Here is a 22,710-nt window from a genome sequence, read left to right on the forward strand (position 1 = left end):
TGCTGAGGAGCGGTCGGCATGACGGTTGATGCTCGTGACTGGACCAAGTTCGCTGACGGCAAAGACATCCCCGAGTGGATCTCGAACGCCTACTCCGACAGCTATCAAGGTCCGCACGAAGGTGAGGCCGACGTCGAGTCGGCCGCGGAGTCGATCCCGACGGTCACGCCGGCGCTATTGAAGTCGCACTACCGGCTGGGCTCGCACCGACCGGCGGGGGAGAGCCTGGTCGCCGTGTACCCGCCCGACCACCCGGGCGGCTTCGGGCCCGCGCTGCAGGTGGTCACCGACGACGGCGCAATGCTGATGGACTCGGTGACAGTCCTGCTGCATCGACTCGGGGTGTCCTACGCCGCGATCATGAACCCGGTGTTCCGCGTGCGCCGGGACGACGCCGGTGACCTGCTCACCGTGGGTCCGAAGGAATCCGGCGGCGATGGAGTCGACGAGACCTGGCTGCACGTCCAGCTCTCACCGTCGGTGGACCGGAACGCGCTGCACGAAGCCGAGCGCCTGCTGCCGGGCGTCCTCGCCGACCTGCGCACCGTCGCAGCGGATTCGACGGCGATGATCGCCGTGCTCGACAACCTGGCCAACGACGTCGAATCCAACGCCGGCGCCCACTACCCGGGTGACGACAACGCCGACGTCGCGACCCTGCTGCGCTGGCTGGCCGCCGGACATTTCACGCTGCTGGGGTATCAACGCTGCCCGGTGCACAACGGCCGGGTGTCAGGTGATGCGGCGACGACCAGCCTTGGAGTGTTGCGGCGGCGCAAGGGTTCTCGCCCGCGGCTGACCTTGGACAACGAACTGCTCGCGCTGGCGCAGACCGACGTCGCCAGCTACTTGCGCTTCGGCGCCTACCCGTATGTGTTCGCCGTCCGCGAGAACGCCGATGGCAGCGTCTTCGAGCATCGCCTCATCGGACTATTCACCGTCGCGGCGATGAACGCCGACGTCCTGGAGATCCCGATCATCTCGCGCCGGGTTCACCAGGTCCTCACCCTGGCCGAGCTCGACCCCGGCCATCCTGGACAGCTGTTGCTGGACGTCATCCAAACCGTGCCTCGCTCAGAGCTGTTCGCGCGCAGTGCCGACGAGCTGCTGGCGATGGCCAAATCGGTGGTCGACCTCGGATCGGGGCGTCGCGCGCTGCTGTTCCTGCGCGCCGACCGGCTCGAGTACTTCGTGTCGTGCCTGGTGTATCTGCCCCGCGACCGCTACACGACGGCAGTGCGCATGCAGATCGAGGAAATCCTGGTTCAGGAATTCGGCGGCACCAGCCTCGAATTCACCGCACGTGTCACCGAATCACCCTGGGCGCTATTACATTTCATGGTCCGGCTACGTGCGGACAATGCCACAAAAATCGACACGTCGGACGTCAACCGGGTTCGGCTGCAATCCCTGTTGACCGACGCCGCGCGCACCTGGTCGGACCGGCTGATCACCGAAGCCGTTGCGGCCGAACTCGATCCCTTGGAGGTCGAGCACTACGCGGGCGCGTTCACCGAGGCGTACAAGCAGGTCGTCACCCCGGCGGATGCGATCAACGACATCGCAATCTTCGACGAGCTCACCGACGATTCGGTCAAGTTGGTGCTCTCCGACCATGACTACGACGAAAACGTCCGGCTGACATGGTATCTGGGCGGCCGAACCGCGTCACTGAGCGAGCTGCTGCCGATGCTGCAGTCGATGGGTGTGGTGGTGCTCGAAGAGCGGCCTTTCTCCGTCACCCGTCCCGACGGGCTGCCCATCTGGATCTATCAGTTCAAGATCACCCCACTTCCCACCGTCCCGCTAGCGCGGCCCGGGCCGCAACGGGAGGACACCGCTGCGCGCTTCGCGGACGCGGTGAGCGCGATCTGGGAAGGCCGCGCCGAGATCGACCGGTTCAACGAGTTGGTGATGCGCGCCGACCTGACCTGGCAGCAGGTGGTGCTGCTGCGCAGCTACGCGAAGTACTTGCGGCAGGCCCGGTTCGCCTACAGCCAGTCGCACATCGAGTCGGTGCTCAACGAAAATCCCTCCACCGCAAGGGCGCTGGTGGCGCTGTTCGAGGCGCTGTTCGACCCCGACCCTTCTCGATCGAAGACCCGCGACGCGCAAGCTGCCGCGGCGGCGGTCGCCTCCGACATCGACGCGCTGGTCAGCATGGACACCGATCGCGTCCTGCGCGCGTTCGCCGAGCTGATTCAGGCCACCTTGCGCACCAATTACTTTGTCACGCAAACGGGCTCGGCCCGCAGTCAGAATGTGCTGTCGCTGAAATTGGACGCGCAGCTGATCGAGGAACTGCCGCTGCCGCGTCCGAGGTTCGAGATTTTCGTCTACTCACCCCGCGTCGAGGGCGTACACCTGCGGTTCGGCTTCGTCGCGCGCGGTGGGCTGCGCTGGTCGGACCGCCGGGAGGATTTCCGCACCGAGGTTCTCGGGCTGGTCAAGGCGCAGGCCGTCAAGAACGCGGTGATCGTGCCGGTCGGTGCCAAGGGTGGATTCGTCGTCAAGCAGCCGCCGCTGCCCACCGGTGACGCCGCCGCCGATCGCGACGCGAACCGCAACGAAGGCATCGCCTGCTACAAGCTGTTCATCTCCGGTCTGCTCGACGTCACCGACAACGTCGACCACGTCACGCGAGAGGTAACCGCCCCAAGGGAAGTCGTGCGGCGCGACGGCAACGACGCCTACCTGGTGGTGGCCGCCGACAAAGGCACCGCGACCTTCTCCGACATCGCCAACGAGGTGGCCGGGTCCTACGGCTTCTGGCTGGGCGACGCCTTCGCCTCCGGCGGATCGGTCGGCTATGACCACAAAGCGATGGGCATCACCGCCAAAGGCGCCTGGGAAGCGGTCAAGCGGCACTTCCGCGAGATGGGCGTCGACACTCAGACCAAGGACTTCACCGTCGTCGGCGTCGGCGACATGAGCGGCGACGTGTTCGGCAACGGCATGTTGCTGTCCAGGCACATTCGGTTGCTGGCCGCCTTCGACCACCGGCACATCTTCCTCGATCCCGACCCCGATGCGGCCTCCACATGGCAAGAGCGACAGCGGATGTTCGAGCTGCCCCGGTCCAGCTGGGACGACTACGACACGTCGCTGATCAGCACCGGCGGTGGGGTGTACAGCCGCGAACACAAGTCGATCCCGATCAGCGATCAGGTGCGTGAAGCGCTGGGCATCGAGGACGACGTCACCGAGATGACGCCACCCAATCTGGTACGCGCGATCCTGCGGGCGCCGGTGGACCTGCTGTTCAACGGCGGCATCGGGACCTACGTCAAGGCGGAAGCGGAATCCGATGCCGACGTCGGTGACCGCGCCAACGATGCGCTGCGGGTGAATGCGAACCAACTGTGTGCGAAAGTCGTTGGCGAGGGCGGCAACCTGGGTGTCACAGCACTCGGCCGGGTCGAGTTCGACCTGTGCGGCGGCCGGATCAACACCGACGCTATGGACAACTCGGCCGGTGTGGATTGTTCGGACCACGAGGTCAACATCAAGATCCTGGTCGACGCCCAGGTGACGGCAGGCAAGATCGATCCGGGCGAACGCACCCAGCTGCTCGAGTCGATGACCGACGAGGTCGCCGAGTTGGTGCTCGCCGACAACGCCGACCAGAACGACCTGATGGGCACCAGCCGCGCCAACGCCCCAAGTCTTTTGCCGGTACACGCCGACCAGATCAAATATCTGGTAGCCGAGCGGGGGCTCAACCGCGATCTCGAAGCGCTGCCCTCGGAGAAAGAGATCACGCGGCGGCTCGAGGTCGGCCTGGGACTCACCTCGCCGGAACTCGCGACGCTGATGGCGCACGTCAAGCTGACGCTCAAAGACGAAGTGCTCGAAACCGATCTGCCGGATCAAGAGGTGTTCGCCCGCAAGCTGCCCCGCTATTTCCCGTCACAGCTGCGAGCCCGATGCGGTCCCGCGATCCGCTCGCATCAACTTCGGCGCGAGATCGTGACCACCATGCTGGTCAATGATCTGGTGGACACGGCCGGCATCAGCTACGACTACCGCATCACCCACGACACCGGGGTCAGCCCGGTCGACGCCGTCCGTACCTACGCGGCGACCGATGCCATCTTCGGGATCGAACCGCTGTGGCACAGCATCCGCGAGGCGGGGCTGCCGATCGCAGTGTCCGATGCCATGACGCTGGACACCCGCCGGCTGATCGACCGCGCCGGACGCTGGCTGCTCAACTACCGGCCGCAGCCGCTGGCCGTGGGCGCTGAAATCAACCGGTTCGCCACCAAAGTCGCGGCGCTGACGCCGCGGATGTCGGAGTGGCTGCGCGGCGACGACAAGGCGATCGTCGAGAAGGAAGCCGCCGAATTCGTCCGGCAAGGCGCCTCCGGCGAGCTCGGCTACATGGTGGCCGTCGGCTTGTACCGCTACAGCCTGCTGGACATCATCGACGTCGCCGACATCGAGGACCGCGAGCCCGCCGAGGTTGCCGACACCTACTTCGCGCTGATGGACCGTCTGGGCACCGACGGTCTCTTGACCGCGGTATCGGAACTACCGCGGGCTGACCGGTGGCACTCGTTGGCGCGCTTGGCGATTCGTGACGACATCTACTCGTCGCTGCGTTCGCTCTGTTTCGACGTGCTCGCGGTCGGCGAGCCGGACGAGACCGGCGAGGAGAAGATTGCCGAATGGGAGCACACCAGCGCATCGCGAGTGGAGCGGGCTCGGCGGACCCTGATCGAAATCTATGAGGGCGGCCAACGCGATTTGGCCACACTGTCGGTGGCGGCGCGCCAGATCCGCTCGATGACGCGCACCAGCGGGCGAGGGGCGGCAGGTTGACAGCCCTCCCCGGATTCGTTGCGCAGGTTCCGGTCCGGTGGTCGGACATCGACATGTACCAGCACGTCAACCACGCGACCATGGTCACGATCATGGAAGAGGCACGCGTTCCGTTCCTGAAACCGGCTTTCGAATCGGACATCCTCGAGGTCGGCCTGCTGATCGCCGACGTGCGGGTCAGCTACAAAGGTCAACTCCGGCTGATCGATTCGCCGCTGCAGGTGACGATGTGGACCAAGCGGCTAAGGGCGGTCGATTTCACCCTTGGCTACGAAGTGCGGTCGGTCAGCGTTGATCCGGAGTCCAAGCCCGCGGTGATCGGCGAGTCGCAACTGGCCGCATTCCACATCGATGAGCAGCGACTGGTGCGTCTTTCGCCACATCATCGGGAATACCTGCAGCAGTGGCTGCGGTAGCCGATCGGGGGGTGTGGCTGAGCCCCGAATCTGTTCCCGCCCAGCGCGCCGACCTGGCCGCATTCGTCGAACGGGCGATGCGACTCGACGCCGCCACGGTCATCCGGTTACGTGCACGTCCGGCGGGGGAGTTCACCGCTTGGGCGTCAACCGGTTTGGATGTGCTGGCCAGCAGGGTGGTGGCCGGCGTGGTGCGGCCGGACGACTTGTCGGTCGGCGCAGATGAATTGGGGCGGGGCCTGGCGGCCGTCGATCGTTCCGGCTACGTCGATCCCGGCTTTCCGATGGACTCCGCATGGCGCGGTGTCCTGCCGCCGGACGCGGGCTTCGCCCATCTCGACGACGTGCCCGCCCGCCTGCTGCTGGATTTGGCGCAGCGCGGTTCGCAGCTGGCCAAAGAGCACAGCAGCGCGCAGGGGCCACCGGTTTCGCTGCTGGATCAGGAAGTGATCCGGGTCAGCGGGGGTGGCGACAGTGTCGGCGTGCCGATGCGTTGCGTATTCGCGCTGACGGCAATGGGTTTTCTGCCGCAGGACGCCGATGCCGTCGACTCCGGTGAGATTGTGCGGGTCCGGACCATGCGGGCGTGGTTGCGGATCGACGCGCGCTTCGGGTCGGTGTACCGGCGACGCGGCGACCCAGCGGTCGTGTTGCGCTGACTAGGTGGAGTACTGCAGCCAGAGGGGCAGGATCTCCTGGAGGTAATCCATGAACTTCTTCAGCCCGACCCGGTATTCGACGTAGCCGTAGCGGTCGACCGCTCGCTGCGGAAACGCGACCCCGACGCCGAAGAGTCCGGGCGCCAGAATGCCGTTGTCGGGGTTGTAATCAAGCTGACCCCATTGTGGAGTTTCGGGCAGTGGTCGCCGATCGAAGCCGACCGTGTATACCGCCAGGCCGCACTCGGCGAGCTTCTCGTCGAAGTCCGGGCCGTCGACCAGACACCGCTCGAGGCGGTCCGGTAGCACACCGTCGATATTGTCCCGGGCCCAATCCGCTGCCCGGCCTTTGAGTCCTGAATCGTCGTAGAAGATCCAATCATCCAAGTAGACGGCGTATTTGAGCGGACTGCGGTAAAAGTTGATCACCTTTGCCACCGGGAGACGCAGCAGGTGCGGAAGCACGATCATCGAGGAGTGCGATGAACCGAACACCGCGACCGTGGTGTTCTCCAGCGGTTGGTCAGCCAGCTTGTCCGGGTCGAGGGCGATCTCCAGCGGAATCTCTTGCAGCTGAGGGTAGTCGAGCTTGTTCGGGGTTGCTCCGACCGCGAGGATCACATTGGCCGACGTCAGGTCTTGCTGCTCTGTCTGGATCCGCCACTGCCGGTTCTGCAATACCAGGCCGGTGGCCGTGGTTTCGATGGCGTCCATCCGCGCCCGAAGGTGGTCGGTGATCCACCGCAAGGGATCGGCGACCAGGGCGAGCGCGCAGGTTTCCTCGGGATCTGTTTCGGTCAGTGGCATCGGGGGTGCTTCGGAGAACCGAAAGGCTTTGGCGCCGTTGAGGTAATCCAGGAAAGCGCCGACCTTCGTGTTGCTGGACACCGATCGCCACTTCGCGCCGAGATCGCCCGCCGCGAAGTCAGGATCGATCCAGGCGATGTCCTTGTCGGCCACGCCGTGATCGAGCAGCTTCCCCGCGGCTGCGATGCCCGCGGGCCCGGCGCCGATGACCGCCCATTCGTACGTCATGCGTCATGTATTCCAGATGCGCGCGGTCACGCGCCACCCGCGGGGTCCGACGGCGACACCAGCCACGCCGCCGCATTCGCTGGCAGTTCCCCGTCGACCAGGGGTGCGCTGGTCAGAATCGGCTCGCCATCCGGAAGCGGTATCGGCTCCTTACCGGCGTTGAGCACGCAGCGCAACCCGCCGTCGCCGCGGGCGAAGGCGAGTATGTCGCCGGGTGCCTCCAGCCACTCAATACCGTCGCCGGTGAATTCACCGTGGCTGCGCCGTATTTCAAGGGCACGTTGGAAGAACGACAACGTCGAGTCGGGGCGGAGTAGCTGCCTCTCCACGGTGAGCGATTCCCATTCCGGCGGGATCGGCAACCAGGTGTCGGTCGACGTGGAGAAACCGAAGGGGGGAGTGTCGCCGCGCCAGGGGATCGGGATCCGGCATCCGTCGCGGCCGCGGACGGTGTGTCCGGAGCGTTCCCAGGTCGGATCGCGCAGCGCTTCGTCGGGCAATTCGACGTTGGGTAGGCCCAATTCCTGGCCGTTGTAGAGAAATACCGCTCCGGGCAGGGCGAGGATCAGCAGCGCCATTGCGCGCGCCCGATCCAGTCCGACGTCGCCCCCGCCGTAGCGAGTGGGCGCCCGAACGACATCGTGATTCTCCAACGTCCATGTGGGAGTGGCATTTTCCATCGCTGCCGCAACCAGGGTGTTCTCGATCGCATCGTGAATCTCGGGCGGATCGAATTCGGCTCGCACCAAGCGGAAATTGAAGCCCAGGTGCAATTCGTCGGCGCGGACGTACTCAGCCCAGCTGGCGTTGTCGAACACCCACACTTCGCCGATCGTCACTGCCGCCGGGTAGTCGTTCATCACCCGGCGGATATTGCGGTGAATCTCATGCACGCCTGCGTGGTTGAACCGTGGATCGCCGTCGCTGAGCATCCGCGGCCGCATCTCGACGTCGGTGTCCGGAAGGCCAGGCGGTTTGGCCATGCCGTGTGCGACATCGATGCGGAACCCGTCGACGCCGCGCTCCAACCAAAACCGCAGCGTCTTTTCGAGATCGTCGAAGACCTCCGGGTTGTCCCAATTGAGGTCCGGCTGTTCGACATCGAAGAGATGTAGATACCACTGGCCCGGAGCGCCGTTCGGCTCGACGGCCCGCGTCCACGACGACCCGCCGAACACGGACTGCCAATTGTTCGGCGGCTCGGCCCCATTGGGTCCGCGTCCGTCGCGGAAAATGTAGCGGTTGCGAGCGGCGCTGCCCGGCTCGGCGGCCAGCGCCTCGTGGAACCACGGATGTGCCGAGCTGGTGTGGTTGGGCACCAAGTCCATGGTGATCTTGATGCCGCGTTGATGTGCCGCGGCGATCAGCCGTTCCAGTGCGGCCAGGCTGCCGAACAGCGGATCGATATCGCGTGGGTCCGATACGTCGTAGCCGTGATCGGCCATCGGGGACACCATGATCGGGCTGAACCAGATCGAGTTGACCCCGAGTCGGTCCAGATAGTCCAACTGCGCTGCCACACCGTCGATGTCACCGACACCGTCACCGCTGCTGTCGGCGAATGATCGCGGATACACCTGGTAGAACACGGCATCCGTCCACCACGTTCGCCGTTGTCGAGTGCTCATCAGAACGGAGAATTGACCATTGATTGTGCCGCCATTTCCAGGTAGTCGAGCAGCACCTTGCGATGCGCGTCGTCGAGGGTCGCCGAGTCGATCGACGCGACCGCGGTGTGCATGCAACGCAGCCACGCGTCGCGCTGAAACGGGCCGATCTGAAAAGGCGCGTGCCGCATCCGTAGTCGGGGATGGCCGCGCTGCTCGGAATACGTACGCGGGCCGCCCCAGTACTGCTCGAGAAACATCCGCAGCCGTACTTCGGCGCCTGCCAGGTCGTCCTCGGGGTACAGCGGCCGCAGAATCTCATCCTCGGCGACCAGCCGGTAGAAGTGCGCCACGATCGCATGGAACGTATCCGCACCGCCGACAGCGTCGTAGAAGGTTTCTTGTGGTTGTTCCATCGCCCTCCATTGTGGGCCATGCCCCGAGCCGGCCGCTGAGCGACATACGAACCTTGCGCCTGCACCTCGCTACCGGGTGTTCACCGGATTGACCAGCGAACACCGGCCAATTTGGCGTGCACTCGCTGACGAATCGTGGTGGACTGGTCGGCGGAGGACGTATGGCGCAGCGCACAAAACGCCGCAGCCACCACAATTCAGGTGCGGCGGCAGGCCTCAGCAGGCCCGCGAACGGCTCAACCCTGCACAGCGTCCAGAGCGTTGACTCGGCTTCCCCAATCCTGCATGACCCCGGATCCATCTGGAATCGCCGGCGGGTGCTGCTGCTCAACTCGACGTACGAGCCGTTGACGGCGTTGCCGGTTCGGCGCGCGATCGTCATGCTGATCTGCGGCAAGGCCGACGTGGTCCACGACGATCCGACCGGTCCGGTCGTCCACTCCTCGACGAGTTCGATCGCGGTGCCGTCGGTGATCCGGTTGCGCACGTTCGTCCGGGTGCCCTACCGGGCCCGGGTTCCGATGACCCGCGCGGCGCTGATGCACCGCGACCGGTTCTGCTGCGCCTACTGCGGAGCCAAGGCCGACACGGTTGACCATGTGGTCCCGCGCAGCCGCGGCGGCGGTCACTCGTGGGAGAACTGCGTGGCATGCTGCTCGACCTGCAACCACCGCAAGGGCGACAAGTTGCTTGCCGAGCTGGGTTGGTCGCTGCGGATGGCGCCCACCCCGCCCAAGGGTCAGCATTGGCGACTGCTGTCGACGGTCAAAGACCTCGACCCGGCGTGGGTACGGTATCTCGGCGAAGGCGCGGCCTAGCCCGGTCACGATGCGCGCCGCGGAGCGGCACGCTGGGAAGGCGGGCAATCGATCCGAGCGCTGCTTATCTGGCCCACCGATCGCCGGTGAGATACGGTTTGCGTCGTGAGCACCATGGAAATTCACGCCTTGTTGCTGGGTATCCCGTTACTGCTGACCGGTTTACTCGCCGCGGCGATCTGGAGACGCAAGGGTCCGCACCCAGCGACCTACACCATGTCGGAGCCCTGGACACATTCGCCGATCCTGTGGGCGGCCACCGACGAGGCCGTCGGTCACGGTCACCACGGACACGACGAGTTCAGCGTCGGAGGTGGCGCAAGTGGCGAGTGGTGAAATTGCAACCGTCGCATCAGGCCTGCCCGCCGAGTTGCCACATGGCTCGGCGATCACGACCAGTGGCCGCATCTCGGGTGTCACCGAACCCGGCGAACTCTCGGTGCACTACCCGTTCTCGACCAACGACCTGGTCACCCTCGACGACGCACTGACCTACGGGTCGCGGGCAGCGGGTGCACGGTTCGCGGTTTACATCGGCGACCTGGGCAGCGACACCGGTGCGCGGGCGCGCGAGATCCTGGCGAAGGTGCCGACGCCGAACGACGCGGTGTTGATCGCCGTCTCACCGGATCAGCACGTGATCGAAGTGGTCTACGGTTCAGCGGTCCGCGGCCGGGGAGCCGAGTCGGCCGCGCCGCTCGGTGTCGCCGCAGCGGCCGCGTCTTTCAATTACGGCCACCTGATTGGCGGGCTGATCAGCGCGATCCGGGTGACCAGCGCTGGTATTTCGCGGGCCTAACGGCCTGCCGCTTTTCTCAGGCTTCGCCGGCGCCGTCGAATCGTCGCGCTCGTAGCGACCTTTCGATGCCGGCGCGGCCCTCGAGCACCAGTCGCCTTAAGGCCGCGGGCAACCCGGTGTCGGCGAGGAACTCGTCGGCAGCGGCGATGCCTTCGTCGCTGATGTCCCACGACGGGTACAGGCCGACCACGACCGTCTGCGCGACTTCACTCGACCGGCGCTCCCAGATGCCCGCGATCGCGGCGAAGTATCTGGCGCCGAACGGTTGCAACAACTCGCCCTGGCCCGGCTGGACGAAACCGTTGATGATCGACCGGGTGGTGATGTTGGCCAGCGTGTCGTCTTCGGTGGCTGAGATCCACGCCGCGTCCTTCACCGCAGCCTGCGGACGCGCCGTCGCGGCCTGAGCGCCGTTACGTTTGCCGGCCGCCGTCGGGTCACGCTTCACCTCAGCGTCGATGAACGGCGTCTGCGTGCCGTCGGCGTCGATCGCGCCGGCGGCGGCCAGCGCGGTGACGATCCGCCAACGCAGATCGGTGTCGACGGTCAGCCCCTCCAGGCCCAGATCGGCGGGATCGCGTTCGAGAAGGTCGGCCAGCACGGACACCTGCTCAGGCGAGAGCAGCGATGTGCACAGCGCGTTGACGAACGCCAGCTGATGGTCTGAACCCGCTGCCGCGCTGCGCGCCAGCTCCAGCAGCCGGTCGGCGAACGCCGGCCAGCCTTCCGAACGCGCCCACTCGGGGTCGGCGTAGGAGCCCAGCGCGGTCTGCGCCTGCAGCAGTAGTCGCTGGGCCACACCGACTTCGGTCTCGGCCTCAATCCCGCCGGACACCAGCGACACGAAATCGCGGGCGCGCAGCTCGGCATCGCGGGTCATCTCCCACGCCGCCGACCACACCAATGTGCGGGGCAGCGGTTCGGCGATGTCAGCGATCCGGCCCAGGGCGGTGTCCAGCGACCCGGGGTCCAGGCGCAACGAGCAGTAGGTCAGATCGTCGTCGTTGACCAGCACCAGTCGGCCCGCCGAAACCCCAACCAGGGCCGCAACGTCCGTGCTTGCGCCGGACACGTCGAGTTCTTCGCGATGCGAGCGGGTCAGCCTTCCGCTGCCGTCGTCGTCGTAGATGCCGATCGCCAGGCGGTGGGTGCGGGTTTCACCCGCGCCGGGCGCGGCGCCACTCTGGGTCACCGCGAAGCGGGTGAAGCGGCCGTCGGCGTCGACATCGAAGTCCGCGCGCAGGGTGTTGAGGCCAGTCGTCTTCAGCCAGAGCCGGCCCCAGTCGGAAAGGTCACGGCCGGAAGCCTTTTCCAAAGCGCCCAGCAAGTCGCCGAATGTGGCATTGCCGAACGCATGCGCCTCGAAATAGTCGCGCAGCCCAGACAGGAAGTGCTCCAGCCCGACGTAGGCGACCAACTGCTTGAGCACACTGGCGCCCTTGGCGTAGGTGATGCCGTCGAAGTTGACCTCGACGGCGGCCAGGTCGGGAATGTCGGCCGCCACCGGGTGTGTCGAGGGCAACTGGTCCTGGCGGTAGGCCCAGGACTTCTCGGAGTTGGCGAAAGTGGTCCACGCCGTGGTGAATTCGGTCGCCTCGGCTTGGCACAGCACGGAGGCGAACGTGGCGAAGGACTCGTTGAGCCACAGGTCGTCCCACCACTGCATGGTGACCAGGTCGCCGAACCACATATGCGCCATCTCGTGCAACACCGTCTCGGCGCGCCGCTCGTAGGATGCCCGGGTGACCTTGCTGCGAAAAACGTAGTCCTCCAGGAACGTCACCGCGCCGGCGTTCTCCATCGCGCCCGCGTTGAACTCCGGCACGAACAACTGGTCGTACTTGCCGAATGCGTACGGGACGCCAAAGTTCTTGTGGTAGAAGCCGAAACCTTGTTTGGTCTGGGTGAACAACCGCTCGGCGTCCATGAACTCCGCCAGCGTCGCCCGGCAGAACAAGCCGAGCGCGATCTCGCCGTGCTCATCGCGGTAGACGTCGTCCCAGCGAGCGTACGGGCCGGCGATCAGCGCGACCAGATACGTGCTCATCTTCGGGGTGGTGACGAACGTGTGCACGCCGTCGACGGCGCTCGCCGTGGCCCCGTTCGAGATCACCTGCCAGTGCTGCGGCGCGGTCACCGAGACGTCGAACGTGGCTTTGAGGTCGGGCTGGTCGAAGCAGGCGAACATCCGCTTGGCGTCCGCCGTCTCGAACTGCGAGTAGAGGTACACCTCGTCGTCGACGGGGTCGACGAACCGGTGCAGACCCTCGCCGGTGTTCGAGTAGCGGCAGTCCGCGTCGACCACGAGGACGTTGTGTTCGGCCAGCCCGGTCAGCGCGATACCGGTCGACTCGTCGTAGCCGGAAACGTCGAGGTCCTGACCGTTGAGGGTCGCGCCGCGGACAGTGCCGGCGGCGATGTCGATGACGGTGTCGGCGCCGGGGAGGGCGTCGAAGGTGACGGTGGTGGTGGAGCGGAAGGTCTGTTCGCCCGGTTTGCCGTCACCGTCGGTGAGGTCCAAGGCGATCTGGTAGTTGTCGACGGTGACTAGCGCAGCGCGCTCGGCAGCCTGGTCACGGGTGAGGTTGGGGAGTGCCACTCCACTAACTTAGGCGTCTCGGTCCCGACGGCGGGAACAGGACCGCCGTGGCTAGGGTTGTGCTGGACGGTTAACCGTTGACGAGAGGATCTGAGCATGTCCGAGAAGTCCGTTGCCGATTTCTGGTTCGACCCGCTGTGCCCGTGGGCATGGATCACCTCGCGCTGGATCCTGGAAGTGGAGAAGGTCCGCGACATCGAGGTGAACTTTCAGGTGATGAGCCTGGCGGTGCTCAACGAGAACCGTGAGGGCCTGCCGTCTGATTACAAGGAGAAGCTGGCCAAGGCGTTCGGCCCGGTTCGGGTGGCGATCGCCGCCGAGCAGGCCCACGGCTCCGAGATTCTCGCCCCGCTGTACGAGGCGATGGGCACGCGAATTCACAACGAGGGCAACAAGGACCTCGACGACGTGATCACGCAGTCGCTCAAGGCGCTGGACCTGCCCGCCGAGCTCGCCGACGCCGCGAACAGCGACGCCTACGACGAGGCGCTGCGCAAGAGCCACCACGCCGGAATGGACGCGGTCGGCGATGACGTCGGCACGCCCACCATTCACATCAACGGCATCGCGTTCTTCGGTCCGGTGCTGTCGCGGATTCCGCGCGGCGAAGAGGCCGGCAAGCTGTGGGACGCATCGGTGACGTTCGCGTCGTACCCGCACTTCTTCGAACTCAAGCGAAGCCGTACCGAGGGCCCCGAATTCGACTAGCGGCGACCGGCGGAGCAGGATTTCGCTCATGCGCGTATACCTCGGCTCCGACCATGCCGGCTACGAACTCAAACAGCAGATCATCGAGCACCTCGAAGAGACCGGCCACGAGCCGGTCGATTGCGGCGCCTATACCTACGACGCCGAGGACGACTACCCCGCCTTCTGTATCGCGGCCGCACTGAAGACGGTCGCCGATCCGGACAGCCTCGGCATCGTGCTCGGCGGATCCGGCAATGGTGAGCAGATCGCGGCCAACAAAGTTCCGGGAGCGCGCTGCGCGCTGGGGTGGAGCGTCGAGACCGCGTCGCTGGCCCGCCAGCACAACAACGCTCAGCTGATCGGCATCGGCGGCCGTATGCACACCGTGCCGGAAGCGTTGGCAATCGTCGATGCGTTCCTGAGCACCTCGTGGTCGAAAGCCGAACGCCACCAACGGCGTATCGACATCCTCGACGAATACGAGCGCACTCACCAGCCGCCGCCGGTGCCCGGCGCCGGCAGCGAGTAGCCTTCCGTGCCGGAAGGGCATACCCTTCATCGACTGGCCCGGCTGCACCAGCGTCGCTTCGCCGGATCGCCGGTCGCGGTGTCGAGCCCGCAGGGCCGTTTCGCCACCGACGCATCCGTGGTCGACGGTCAGGTGCTCAAACAGGCCACCGCCTGGGGCAAGCACCTGTTCCATCACTACGTCGGCGGCGCCACCGTGCACGTCCACCTCGGCTTGTACGGCAAGTTCACCGAGTGGGCGCGTGAGCCCGATGAGGATCTGCCGGCCGCGGTCGGGCAGGTTCGGATGCGGATGATCGGCGCCGAGTACGGCACCGACCTGCGTGGGCCCACGGTGTGCGAGATCATCGACGAGGCTCAGGTCGCCGACGTGGTCGCGCGGCTGGGGCCCGACCCGCTTCGCCGGGATGCCGACCCCGCCTGGCCGTGGGGGCGAATCACCAAGTCGCGCAGGCCGATCGGTGCGTTGATGATGGACCAGACCATCATCGCCGGAGTCGGCAACGTGTACCGCAACGAGCTGCTGTTCCGTCATGGCATCGATCCGTACCGTCCCGGCCGGGCGATCGGCGAAGCGGAGTTCGCCGAGTCGTGGACGGACTTGGTGGCCCTGATGAAAGTCGGGGTACGACGCGGCAAGATCATCACGGTGCGGCCCGAACACGACCACGGCGGACTGTCATACGGCCGCGGTCGGCCACGGACCTATGTGTATCGCCGTACCGGCGACCCGTGCCGGGTGTGCGGAACGCCAATCCGCACAGCCGAATTGGAGGGGCGCAACCTCTTCTGGTGCCCGACCTGCCAGACGTGACGGGAGGGTCACCGCCGACTTCTCATCCGGCCAATAGAATCCGCTGCGCGCGCGCATAGCCTGACCAGGTACGTATAGCCCATGAACAAATTTGCGAGCTGTGCCATTGCATCGGCAGCGATGGCCGCAGCTTTTGGATTAGGCGGCATCGCCGACGCTCACGCGCAGCCCGGACAGAACTGGTGCCCGGGCGACTTCTGGGACCCGTCGTGGGGAAGCAACTGGGATTGGAACGCTTGCCACGGCAACTCGTTCGTGCCCCCGAACACCAACAACGGACCCACCATCGTCCAGCGGCCACCGATCGTCGGTCACCCAGGTGCACCCGGCGGCCCCGGACCTGGGGGCCCAAGCGGACCCGGCGGCCCGGGTGGCCCGCCACCCGGCGGCCCCGGTGGGCCAGGCGATCCGGGAGGCCCCGGGGGACATGAATCGGGCGGTGGCCACGGCGGACACGGCGGCCACGGGCCAGGCGGACATGAACCCGGCGTCCCCGGTGGTCACGACCCGGGGGGACCGGGCGGCCATGAGCCGGGTGGACCGGGCGAGCCCGGTGGACACGACCCCGGTGGACCGGGCGCTTCTGGGCCGGAGGCGGGAACGGCTGGACCGGGTTCCGGCGGGCCGGCCGCCGACGGCGGCGGAGCCCCGGCTCCGGATGCGGGCCCCTCTGCACCCGACAAGGGTGGAGCGTCGGACTCCGGCGGAGCGTCGGACCCAGGTGGAGGCGACTCGCCGGGAACCAGTGACGTGGGCGGCGGCGACTCGTCCGGAGGATCGGACTCTTCGGCTGGAGGCGCCTCGTCCGGTGGGGGCGATTCCTAAGCCGCAGTGATGATTTCGAGACATGGGTCGATGCAGGTGACCGCTTCGGCGGGCCCCGATTGTCACGGTTCCGCATCGCGACAACGGGCGGGTTTTGGCCTGACACCGAATATCACAGATCGAAAAAGGTTGTGCTCCTAGCCTTTTCAGCGTTGATGACTCGGGTAGCCTTTATCGCATGAAGAGAACCGTACGCATCGTCGCGGCAAGTGCCGCAGTCGCCGCCGGCATGGGCTTGGCCGGTTTGGCTGTCGCTACCGAAGCTCATGCCCAACCGGGTCCGCTTCCCACCTGGTGTCCCGGTGAGTTCTGGGATCCAGGCTGGGGCAACAACTGGGATTGGGGCGGTTGCCACGAGAACTTCTATAACGGGTGGGCAGGTGGCCCGCGTGACGACTTCGGCCGGCACGACGACTTCGGCCGGCGCGATGACTTCGGTCGGCACGACGGTTGGGATCACCGCTGACCGCTGCATCGATCTGAAACGGCATTGCTGCGAATTCGCTTCGCAGCAATGCCGTTTCGTGTTAAAGCTTTGAGAGCTGCAACCCGGTCGGCACGGCCCGGCCCTGCCTCGAATGTTCGGCCACCGACGTTGGGTAGCCCGGGATATCGACGTCCGGCCTGGCAAATATCCGGATCGTGGCGGCGTGCGTGCCTTAACAGCCCCGACGCGCTGCTTGCGATCGCGAGGCGTCGCAAACCCTCATTTCACTCCCGCCGCGCTTGCCCGGCGGGGGATGCTTCACATGCTGCGGGTGGTAGCGACCGTCATATGCACCGCAGGGGTCTGACGCCAATCCGAGGGCGGCGTAAATCTCATCGATGAGGGCGACACTGCGTGGATCAGCGTTGGCCTCAGTGACGTCGTAATAGTTCATCACGTATGCGTAGCCGATCCGGTTTTCGAGGTCGACGAAGCCGAACGAGCCGCCCGAGCCGCCGTGGCCGAACGCGCGTGGATTTGGTCCCACAACGCAGCGCTGATTGAGCATGTAACCCAGTCCCCAGCCGTGATTGGCGACTCGCGGTCCAAGCACCAGGTCGGCGTCGAAGCCGCCCTGCGATGTCCGGACCAGATCCATGTGGCGCCGACTCAACAGCTGTTCCTGGGCAAGCGCGTTGTAGAAGCTCGCCAATCCCAAAGCCGAAACCAGGGCGTTGCTGCCGGCCAATTCGATCTCGCGCCATAGCTCGGGATTGTTGATGTGAAGTATTTCGTCCGGGATGAAGCCCAGACCCAGCGACACGGCTACTCCGGCTTTGCTGTGGTCGGTCAGCGAGACGGGGCTACCGGCGGGGGATTGGGCGTTGAGCAGGAGCTGATGCGCCTCCGAATGATTCGCCAACTCGGCGCAGCGGTGGTGCGCGCTGGCGGGTAGGCCGATGTGTACATCGATGCCAAGCGGTTCGGCGATTTCTGCCCGTAGGTACTCACCAATGGTGCGGCCGACCACGCGGCGAAACACTTCGCCCAAGATGAAACCAAAGCTGACGCCGTGGTAGCCCTGGGCGGTGCCTGGCTGCCACCAGGGTTCGGCGGCGGCCAGCCGGTCGCACACCAGATTCCAGTCGGCGACGTCTTGCCAGCGCAGCGGGGTGCGCGGCCCGATCACTCCCGCCCGATGGCTCATCACCATCGCCAGGGTGATGTCCTTCTTGCCGGCTTGCCCGAACGCCGGCCAGTAGCGGGCCACGGGTGCATCGAGATCAAGGTCTCCGCGCTCGACCAGCTGGTGCACGCACGTGCTGGTGAGCCCCTTGGTAGCGGAGATCACGGCGGCCAGCGTGTTTTCGCGCCATGGGCGGCAGCCTGCCGCGTCGGCTGTCCCGCCCCAAAGGTTCACAACAAGCTCACCGTCGACCCAGGCGGCGACAGCCGCACCGACCTCTTTGCGCAGCAGAAAGTTTCGCTCGAACGCGGCGCGCACTCGGTCGAACCGCGGCTCGCATGAGCCGTGGATGTCGATCTCGGTTAGGGTACTTGCCTGCGGAATGTGCCGGCCCCCCTCAGCCTCGCCGCCTATGGCGGGGAATCAGACCCGCAGTAGATGCTCGGCTGACTTTACCGGTCCAAGCGAGGGTCCGACGCTTCCCTCTCATTGCAAAAGGGCTGCGGTTCGGTCGCATTCGGGGATATGTCGGTCCCGTTGTTCTTCGGTTCCGCGGGTTCAGACCTTGACTCCGACGGCAGCGTATATTTCGTCGACCAGCCCGACACTGCGTGGATCGGCGTTGGCCTCGGTGGTGTCGTAGTAGTTCATTACGTAGGCGTAGCCGATCCGGTTTTCGAGGTCGACGAAGCCGAACGAGCCGCCTGAGCCGCCGTGGCCGAATGTGCGGGGATTTGGTCCGACGAGGCAGCGCTGATTGAGCATGTATCCCAAACCCCAGCCGTGGTTGGCGACTCGTGGACCCAGGACCAGGTCGGTGTCGAAGCCGCCCTGCGATGTCCGGACCAGATCCATATGGCTGCGACTCAACAGCTGTTCCTGGGCAAGCGCGTTGTAGAAGCCGGCCAGCCCCACTGCCGAGACGAGCGCGTTGGTTGAGGGCAGTTCGATCTTTCGCCATAACTCGGGATCGTTGATGTGGAGCTTTTCATCGGGTATGAAACCCAACCCCAGCGACACGGCCACCCCGGCCTTCTTGTGGTCGGCCAGCGAGACGGGGCAACCGGCAGGGGCCTGAGCATCGAGTAGTGGTTGGTGAAACTGCGGATGGTTGACCACGTCGGCGCAGCGGTGGTGTTCTTGAACAGGCAAGCCGATGTGTACATCGATGCCGAGCGGTTCGGCGATCTCAGTGCGCAGGTACTGGCCGACGGTGCCGCCGGTGACCCGGCGGAACACCTCGCCGAGGATGAATCCGAATGTCGTCAGCGTGATAGCCCTGCGCGGTGCCCGGCTCCCACCACGGTTCGGCGGCGGCCAGTCGGTCACACACCAGATCCCAGTCGGTGACGTCTGGGTCCAGTCGCAGGCGGCGTGCGCGGCCCGATGACCCCCGATCGGTGGCTCATCACCATGGCGATGGTGATGTCCTGCTTGCCCGCTTGCGCGAACTTGCCGGCCAGTAGCGGGCCACCGGCGCGTTCGAGGTCAAGATCTCGCCACGTTCGACGAGTTGATGAACGCATGTGCTGGTCAAGCCCCTTCGTAGCCGGACAGCACGGTGGACAGCGTGTTTCCGCTTGCCATGGCCGCGCAGCCTTCGGCGTCGGCCGTCCCGGCCCACAGGTTGCACGACCAGTTCGCCGTCGACCCATGCGGCGACCGCTGCGCCAATTTCTTTGCCCTGCACGAAGTTCTCGGCGAACGCCTCGCGCACTCCGTCGAAGCGACTCGCGCATGAGCCGCGGATGTCGACATCGGCGGTGGCACCTGGATGCTGAATCGGTCAGCCTCCTCAGCTTGCCGGGTCGGCCTGGCCGGCCGCTGGGCCGACGCAGGCGCATTGAGCGTCCTCAGCCTAGTCCGCCTCGGTTTCCGGCGCCGGTATGGAGCGGGCGACGGGAATCGAACCCGCGTAGCTAGTTTGGAAGACTAGGGCTCTACCATTGAGCTACGCCCGCGTGTTTTAGTCGAGCGCGACTGTACGTCGCGGCTGACATCCTATCCAAATGATGCCGTCCCGTGACCCGGTCGTGAGGCCGCTACGGGGACTGACGAGCCTTGGCCGTAGGATTTCGAGGTCACCGCGGGGTGTAGCGCAGCTTGGTAGCGCATCCGCTTTGGGAGCGGAAGGCCGCAGGTTCAAATCCTGTCACCCCGACTGGCCTGCCACCCCCCAACCGGCTCGGCAGTACACGACCGTCAGCACAATCAAGGAGCACACGCGTGAAGAGCACCGTCGAGCAGCTGAGCTTAACCCGGGTTCGCATCAACGTAGAGGTGCCATTCAAGGAACTGCAGCCAGACTTCGAGCGGGCTTACAAGGAGCTCGCCAAGCAGGTGCGGTTGCCGGGATTCCGTCCGGGCAAGGCCCCCGCGAAGCTGCTGGAGGCGCGGGTCGGCAAGGAAGCAATCCTCGACCAGGTCGTCAACGAGGCCCTGCCCAGCCGCTACGGCCAGGCCGTCACCGAGTCCGACGTGCGCCCGCTCGGTCAGCCCGAGATCGCGGTCACCAAGAAGGAGTACGGCGAGGAGCTGGTCTTCACCGCCGAGGTCGACGTGCGACCCGACTTCACCCTGCCGGACCTCAGCGCGCTGAAGATCACCGTCGAGCCGATCAAGGTCAGCGACGACGACGTCGACACCGAGTTGCAGAATCTGCGGGCCCGGTTCGGCACCCTGTCCGGGGTCGAACGGCCCGTCGCGACCGGCGACTTCGTCTCGATCGACCTGTCGGCCACCATCGACGACGAGGACGTACCCGAGGCAGCGACGCAGGGCCTGTCGCATGAGGTTGGCTCCGGGCGGCTCATCGACGGCCTCGACGACGCGCTCATCGGTTTGTCGGCCGGCGAGTCCAAGGTCTTCACCACGGACTTGGCCGCCGGAGCGCATGCCGGCAAGCAGGCCGAGGTCACCGTCACTGTCGGCTCGGTCAAAGAACGTGAGCTGCCCGAGCCCGATGACGAATTCGCGCAACTGGCAAGCGAATTCGACACCATCGACGAGCTGAAGGCCAGCCTGTCCGAACAGGTCAGCCGGGTCAAGCGCGTGCAGCAGGCCGAAGAAATCCGCACCGCCGCGCTGGACGCCTTGCTGGAGGGTGTCGACATGCCGCTGCCGGAAGCGATCGTGCAGGCCCAGGTGGACAACACCATTCACAACGCGCTGCACGGCCTCGACCACGACGACGCCAAGCTGGCCGAGGCACTCGAGAAGCAGGGCACCTCGCGGGAGAAGTTCGACGCCGACGCCCGCGCCGAGGCGGAGAAGACGATCAAGACCCAGCTGCTGCTCGACGCGCTGGGCGACGACCTCGACATCCAGGTCGGCCAGGAAGATCTGACCGAGCGGTTGGTGACGACCTCGCGGCAGTACGGCATCCAGCCCCAGGAACTGCTCGGCTACCTTCAGCAGCAGAACCAGCTGCCGGCGATGTTCGCCGATGTGCGCCGGGGCAAGACCATCGCCGCGGCGGTCGAAGCGGCCACGGTCAGCGACTCCGACGGCAACGTGATCGACACCTCTGAGTTCTTCGGCGGCCAACGTCCGGAGGACGTAGAAGGCACAGGACAGGACGCCAAGGACGCCGAGGACGCCGAGGACGCAGAAGATGAAGTGATTGACGAGGCCGGCGCGTCCTCCGACGAGCCATCGGGCGACACGAAGTGACGCTGTGAGCGAACAGCAGGGACTTCGGGGAGTCTTCGGTGGTCCCGGTTGGTTAGTGTCGGTGGAGACGGAACTGAAAGAAAGCAGGTAACCCACTGTGAGCCGTGGGACTGAAATGCGCGGCAGCGCGCTTGGTCTGAACCTCACCGACTCGGTCTATGAGCGCTTGCTCTCCGAGCGGATCATCTTCCTGGGGTCGCAGGTCGACGACGACATCGCCAACCGGCTGTGCGCACAGATCCTGCTGCTCGCCGCCGAGGACGCCGACAAAGACATCCACCTCTACATCAACTCGCCCGGCGGATCGATCAGCGCCGGGATGGCGGTCTACGACACGATGGTGCTGGCGCCGTGCGACATCGCCACCTATGCCATGGGCATGGCGGCGTCGATGGGCGAGTTCCTGTTGGCCGCCGGCACCAAGGGCAAGCGCTACGCGCTGCCGCACGCGCGCATCCTGATGCACCAGCCATTGGGCGGGGTGACCGGTAGTGCGGCCGACATCGCGATCCAGGCCGAGCAGTTCCACGTCATCAAGAAAGAGATGTTCCGGCTCAACGCCGAGTTCACCGGGCAGTCCATCGAACGCATCGAGGCCGATTCCGATCGCGACCGCTGGTTCACCGCACCCGAAGCGCTGGAATACGGATTTGTCGATCACATCATCACCCGCGCCGAGCACATCACCGGAGAAGCCGAATGAACCCCGAGACCCAGCCGCAGGCGCGCTATATCCTGCCGTCTTTTGTCGAGCACTCCAGCTGGGGTGTCAAAGAGTCGAACCCGTACAACAAGCTGTTCGAGGAACGCATCATCTTCCTGGGCGTCCAAGTCGACGACGCGTCGGCCAACGACGTCATGGCCCAGTTGCTGGTGCTGGAGTCGCTGGACCCCGACCGTGACATCACGATGTACATCAACTCGCCCGGCGGCAGTTTCACCTCGTTGATGGCGATCTACGACACCATGCAATACGTGCGGGCCGACATCCAGACGGTGTGCCTGGGTCAGGCCGCCTCGGCCGCGGCGGTGCTGCTGGCCGCTGGCACCCCGGGTAAGCGGATGGCGCTGCCCAATGCCCGGATCTTGATCCACCAGCCGTCGCTGTCCGGCGTGATCCAGGGCCAGTTCTCCGACCTGGAGATTCAGGCCGCCGAGATCGAGCGGATGCGCACGCTGATGGAGACGACGCTGGCGCACCACACCAACAAGGACGCCGCGGTGGTCCGCAAGGACACCGACCGCGACAAGATCCTGACCGCGGCGGAGGCGAAGGACTACGGGATCATCGACACCGTCCTGGAGTACCGCAAGCTTTCGGCGTCGACGGCCTAACCGGCTGTCGCGCAGGCCAGTTCAGAGACTGCCGCAATGGCGGCCGGATAGCTCGTCCCC

General features: G+C 65.8%; 20 protein-coding genes, 2 tRNA genes and 1 pseudogene. 15 read left to right on the forward strand and 8 right to left on the reverse strand.

Annotation, left to right across the window (positions count from 1 at the left end; all coding sequences use genetic code 11):
- Positions 1 to 18 precede the first annotated feature (18 nt).
- From ACQY5A_RS16745 to ACQY5A_RS16755, 3 genes are read left to right on the forward strand one after another with little or no spacing between them, the layout of a single operon-like run.
- Entirely contained in the window at positions 19 to 4,824 is a 4,806-nt protein-coding gene (locus tag ACQY5A_RS16745; RefSeq protein WP_428341420.1) for an NAD-glutamate dehydrogenase, read from the forward strand.
- Positions 4,821 to 5,240, forward strand: a complete 420-nt coding sequence (locus ACQY5A_RS16750) for an acyl-CoA thioesterase (RefSeq protein WP_428341421.1) — start codon at positions 4,821 to 4,823, stop codon at positions 5,238 to 5,240. Before ACQY5A_RS16745 ends, ACQY5A_RS16750 begins: the two co-directional genes overlap by 4 nt.
- A complete protein-coding gene (locus tag ACQY5A_RS16755) occupies positions 5,228 to 5,899 on the forward strand; it encodes a hypothetical protein (protein WP_428341422.1) in 672 nt (223 codons plus the stop codon). Before ACQY5A_RS16750 ends, ACQY5A_RS16755 begins: the two co-directional genes overlap by 13 nt.
- On the opposite strand, the gene ACQY5A_RS16760 is transcribed toward ACQY5A_RS16755, so the two are convergent.
- From ACQY5A_RS16760 to ACQY5A_RS16770, 3 genes are read right to left on the reverse strand one after another with little or no spacing between them, the layout of a single operon-like run.
- Entirely contained in the window at positions 5,900 to 6,934 is a 1,035-nt protein-coding gene (locus ACQY5A_RS16760) for an FAD-dependent oxidoreductase (RefSeq protein ID WP_428341423.1), read from the reverse strand. It lies immediately after the preceding gene.
- 26 nt (positions 6,935 to 6,960) lie between these two features.
- Complete coding sequence (locus ACQY5A_RS16765) at positions 6,961 to 8,562, reverse strand: glycoside hydrolase family 13 protein (RefSeq protein ID WP_428341424.1); 1,602 nt, start codon at positions 8,560 to 8,562, stop codon at positions 6,961 to 6,963.
- The gene (locus ACQY5A_RS16770) at positions 8,562 to 8,957 is read right to left on the reverse strand and encodes a globin (RefSeq protein WP_428341425.1); all 396 of its coding nucleotides are present in this window, start codon (positions 8,955 to 8,957) and stop codon (positions 8,562 to 8,564) included. The genes ACQY5A_RS16765 and ACQY5A_RS16770 overlap by 1 nt, the downstream gene beginning before the upstream one ends.
- Positions 8,958 to 9,118: 161 nt before the next feature.
- Between ACQY5A_RS16770 and ACQY5A_RS16775 the strand changes: the two genes are divergently transcribed.
- The 3 genes from ACQY5A_RS16775 (at position 9,119) to ACQY5A_RS16785 (ending at position 10,574) form a co-directional block, all read left to right on the forward strand.
- Positions 9,119 to 9,775 carry an HNH endonuclease gene (locus ACQY5A_RS16775; RefSeq protein ID WP_428341426.1) on the forward strand — a complete coding sequence of 219 codons (657 nt, stop codon included), beginning with the start codon at positions 9,119 to 9,121 and terminating at the stop codon, positions 9,773 to 9,775.
- Between the two features lie 114 nt (positions 9,776 to 9,889).
- Positions 9,890 to 10,111, forward strand: a complete 222-nt coding sequence (ctaJ, locus tag ACQY5A_RS16780) for an aa3-type cytochrome oxidase subunit CtaJ (protein ID WP_428341546.1) — start codon at positions 9,890 to 9,892, stop codon at positions 10,109 to 10,111.
- A complete protein-coding gene (locus ACQY5A_RS16785) occupies positions 10,098 to 10,574 on the forward strand; it encodes a DUF5130 domain-containing protein (RefSeq protein WP_428341427.1) in 477 nt (158 codons plus the stop codon). The genes ctaJ and ACQY5A_RS16785 overlap by 14 nt, the downstream gene beginning before the upstream one ends.
- A gap of 16 nt (positions 10,575 to 10,590) precedes the next feature.
- Here the strand turns inward: ACQY5A_RS16785 and pepN are convergent, their stop codons facing one another.
- Complete coding sequence (pepN, locus tag ACQY5A_RS16790) at positions 10,591 to 13,173, reverse strand: aminopeptidase N (protein WP_428341428.1); 2,583 nt, start codon at positions 13,171 to 13,173, stop codon at positions 10,591 to 10,593.
- Positions 13,174 to 13,269: 96 nt separating this feature from the next.
- On the opposite strand from pepN, the gene ACQY5A_RS16795 reads away from it, so the two are divergent.
- The 5 genes from ACQY5A_RS16795 (at position 13,270) to ACQY5A_RS16815 (ending at position 16,496) form a co-directional block, all read left to right on the forward strand.
- On the forward strand, positions 13,270 to 13,881 hold the full coding sequence (locus ACQY5A_RS16795) for a DsbA family protein (RefSeq protein ID WP_428341429.1): 612 nt from the start codon (positions 13,270 to 13,272) through the stop codon (positions 13,879 to 13,881).
- 28 nt (positions 13,882 to 13,909) lie between these two features.
- Entirely contained in the window at positions 13,910 to 14,392 is a 483-nt protein-coding gene (locus ACQY5A_RS16800; protein ID WP_428341430.1) for a ribose-5-phosphate isomerase, read from the forward strand.
- Positions 14,393 to 14,398: 6 nt separating this feature from the next.
- Entirely contained in the window at positions 14,399 to 15,205 is an 807-nt protein-coding gene (locus tag ACQY5A_RS16805) for an Fpg/Nei family DNA glycosylase (protein ID WP_428341431.1), read from the forward strand.
- A 120-nt stretch (positions 15,206 to 15,325) separates the two neighbouring features.
- Positions 15,326 to 16,030 (forward strand): hypothetical protein, encoded by a 705-nt coding sequence (locus ACQY5A_RS16810; protein ID WP_428341432.1) that lies wholly within the window; start codon positions 15,326 to 15,328, stop codon positions 16,028 to 16,030.
- A gap of 178 nt (positions 16,031 to 16,208) precedes the next feature.
- Entirely contained in the window at positions 16,209 to 16,496 is a 288-nt protein-coding gene (locus ACQY5A_RS16815; protein ID WP_428341433.1) for a hypothetical protein, read from the forward strand.
- Positions 16,497 to 16,827: 331 nt separating this feature from the next.
- Here the strand turns inward: ACQY5A_RS16815 and ACQY5A_RS16820 are convergent.
- The 4 genes and pseudogenes from ACQY5A_RS16820 to ACQY5A_RS16835 form a co-directional block, all read right to left on the reverse strand.
- Positions 16,828 to 18,027, reverse strand: a pseudogene (locus ACQY5A_RS16820) (serine hydrolase domain-containing protein); the annotation flags it as partial.
- 174 nt (positions 18,028 to 18,201) lie between these two features.
- Positions 18,202 to 18,972: a serine hydrolase domain-containing protein gene (locus tag ACQY5A_RS16825; protein WP_428341434.1), complete on the reverse strand. Its 771-nt coding sequence runs from the start codon at positions 18,970 to 18,972 to the stop codon at positions 18,202 to 18,204.
- Between the two features lie 79 nt (positions 18,973 to 19,051).
- Entirely contained in the window at positions 19,052 to 19,360 is a 309-nt protein-coding gene (locus ACQY5A_RS16830) for a serine hydrolase (protein ID WP_428341435.1), read from the reverse strand.
- A gap of 170 nt (positions 19,361 to 19,530) precedes the next feature.
- A tRNA-Gly gene (locus tag ACQY5A_RS16835) sits at positions 19,531 to 19,604 on the reverse strand.
- 126 nt (positions 19,605 to 19,730) lie between these two features.
- On the opposite strand from ACQY5A_RS16835, the gene ACQY5A_RS16840 reads away from it, so the two are divergent.
- From ACQY5A_RS16840 to ACQY5A_RS16855, 4 genes are all read left to right on the forward strand, one after another.
- Positions 19,731 to 19,804: transfer RNA gene (locus ACQY5A_RS16840), tRNA-Pro, on the forward strand.
- A 65-nt stretch (positions 19,805 to 19,869) separates the two neighbouring features.
- A complete protein-coding gene (gene tig, locus ACQY5A_RS16845) occupies positions 19,870 to 21,315 on the forward strand; it encodes a trigger factor (RefSeq protein ID WP_428341436.1) in 1,446 nt (481 codons plus the stop codon).
- A 97-nt stretch (positions 21,316 to 21,412) separates the two neighbouring features.
- Positions 21,413 to 22,018 (forward strand): ATP-dependent Clp protease proteolytic subunit, encoded by a 606-nt coding sequence (locus ACQY5A_RS16850; RefSeq protein ID WP_428341437.1) that lies wholly within the window; start codon positions 21,413 to 21,415, stop codon positions 22,016 to 22,018.
- Positions 22,015 to 22,650 carry an ATP-dependent Clp protease proteolytic subunit gene (locus ACQY5A_RS16855; protein ID WP_428341438.1) on the forward strand — a complete coding sequence of 212 codons (636 nt, stop codon included), beginning with the start codon at positions 22,015 to 22,017 and terminating at the stop codon, positions 22,648 to 22,650. The genes ACQY5A_RS16850 and ACQY5A_RS16855 overlap by 4 nt, the downstream gene beginning before the upstream one ends.
- The last annotated feature ends 60 nt before the right edge of the window (positions 22,651 to 22,710 follow it).

The sequence above is a fragment of the Mycobacterium sp. genome (genome assembly GCF_965277065.1).
Classification (GTDB): domain Bacteria; phylum Actinomycetota; class Actinomycetes; order Mycobacteriales; family Mycobacteriaceae; genus Mycobacterium.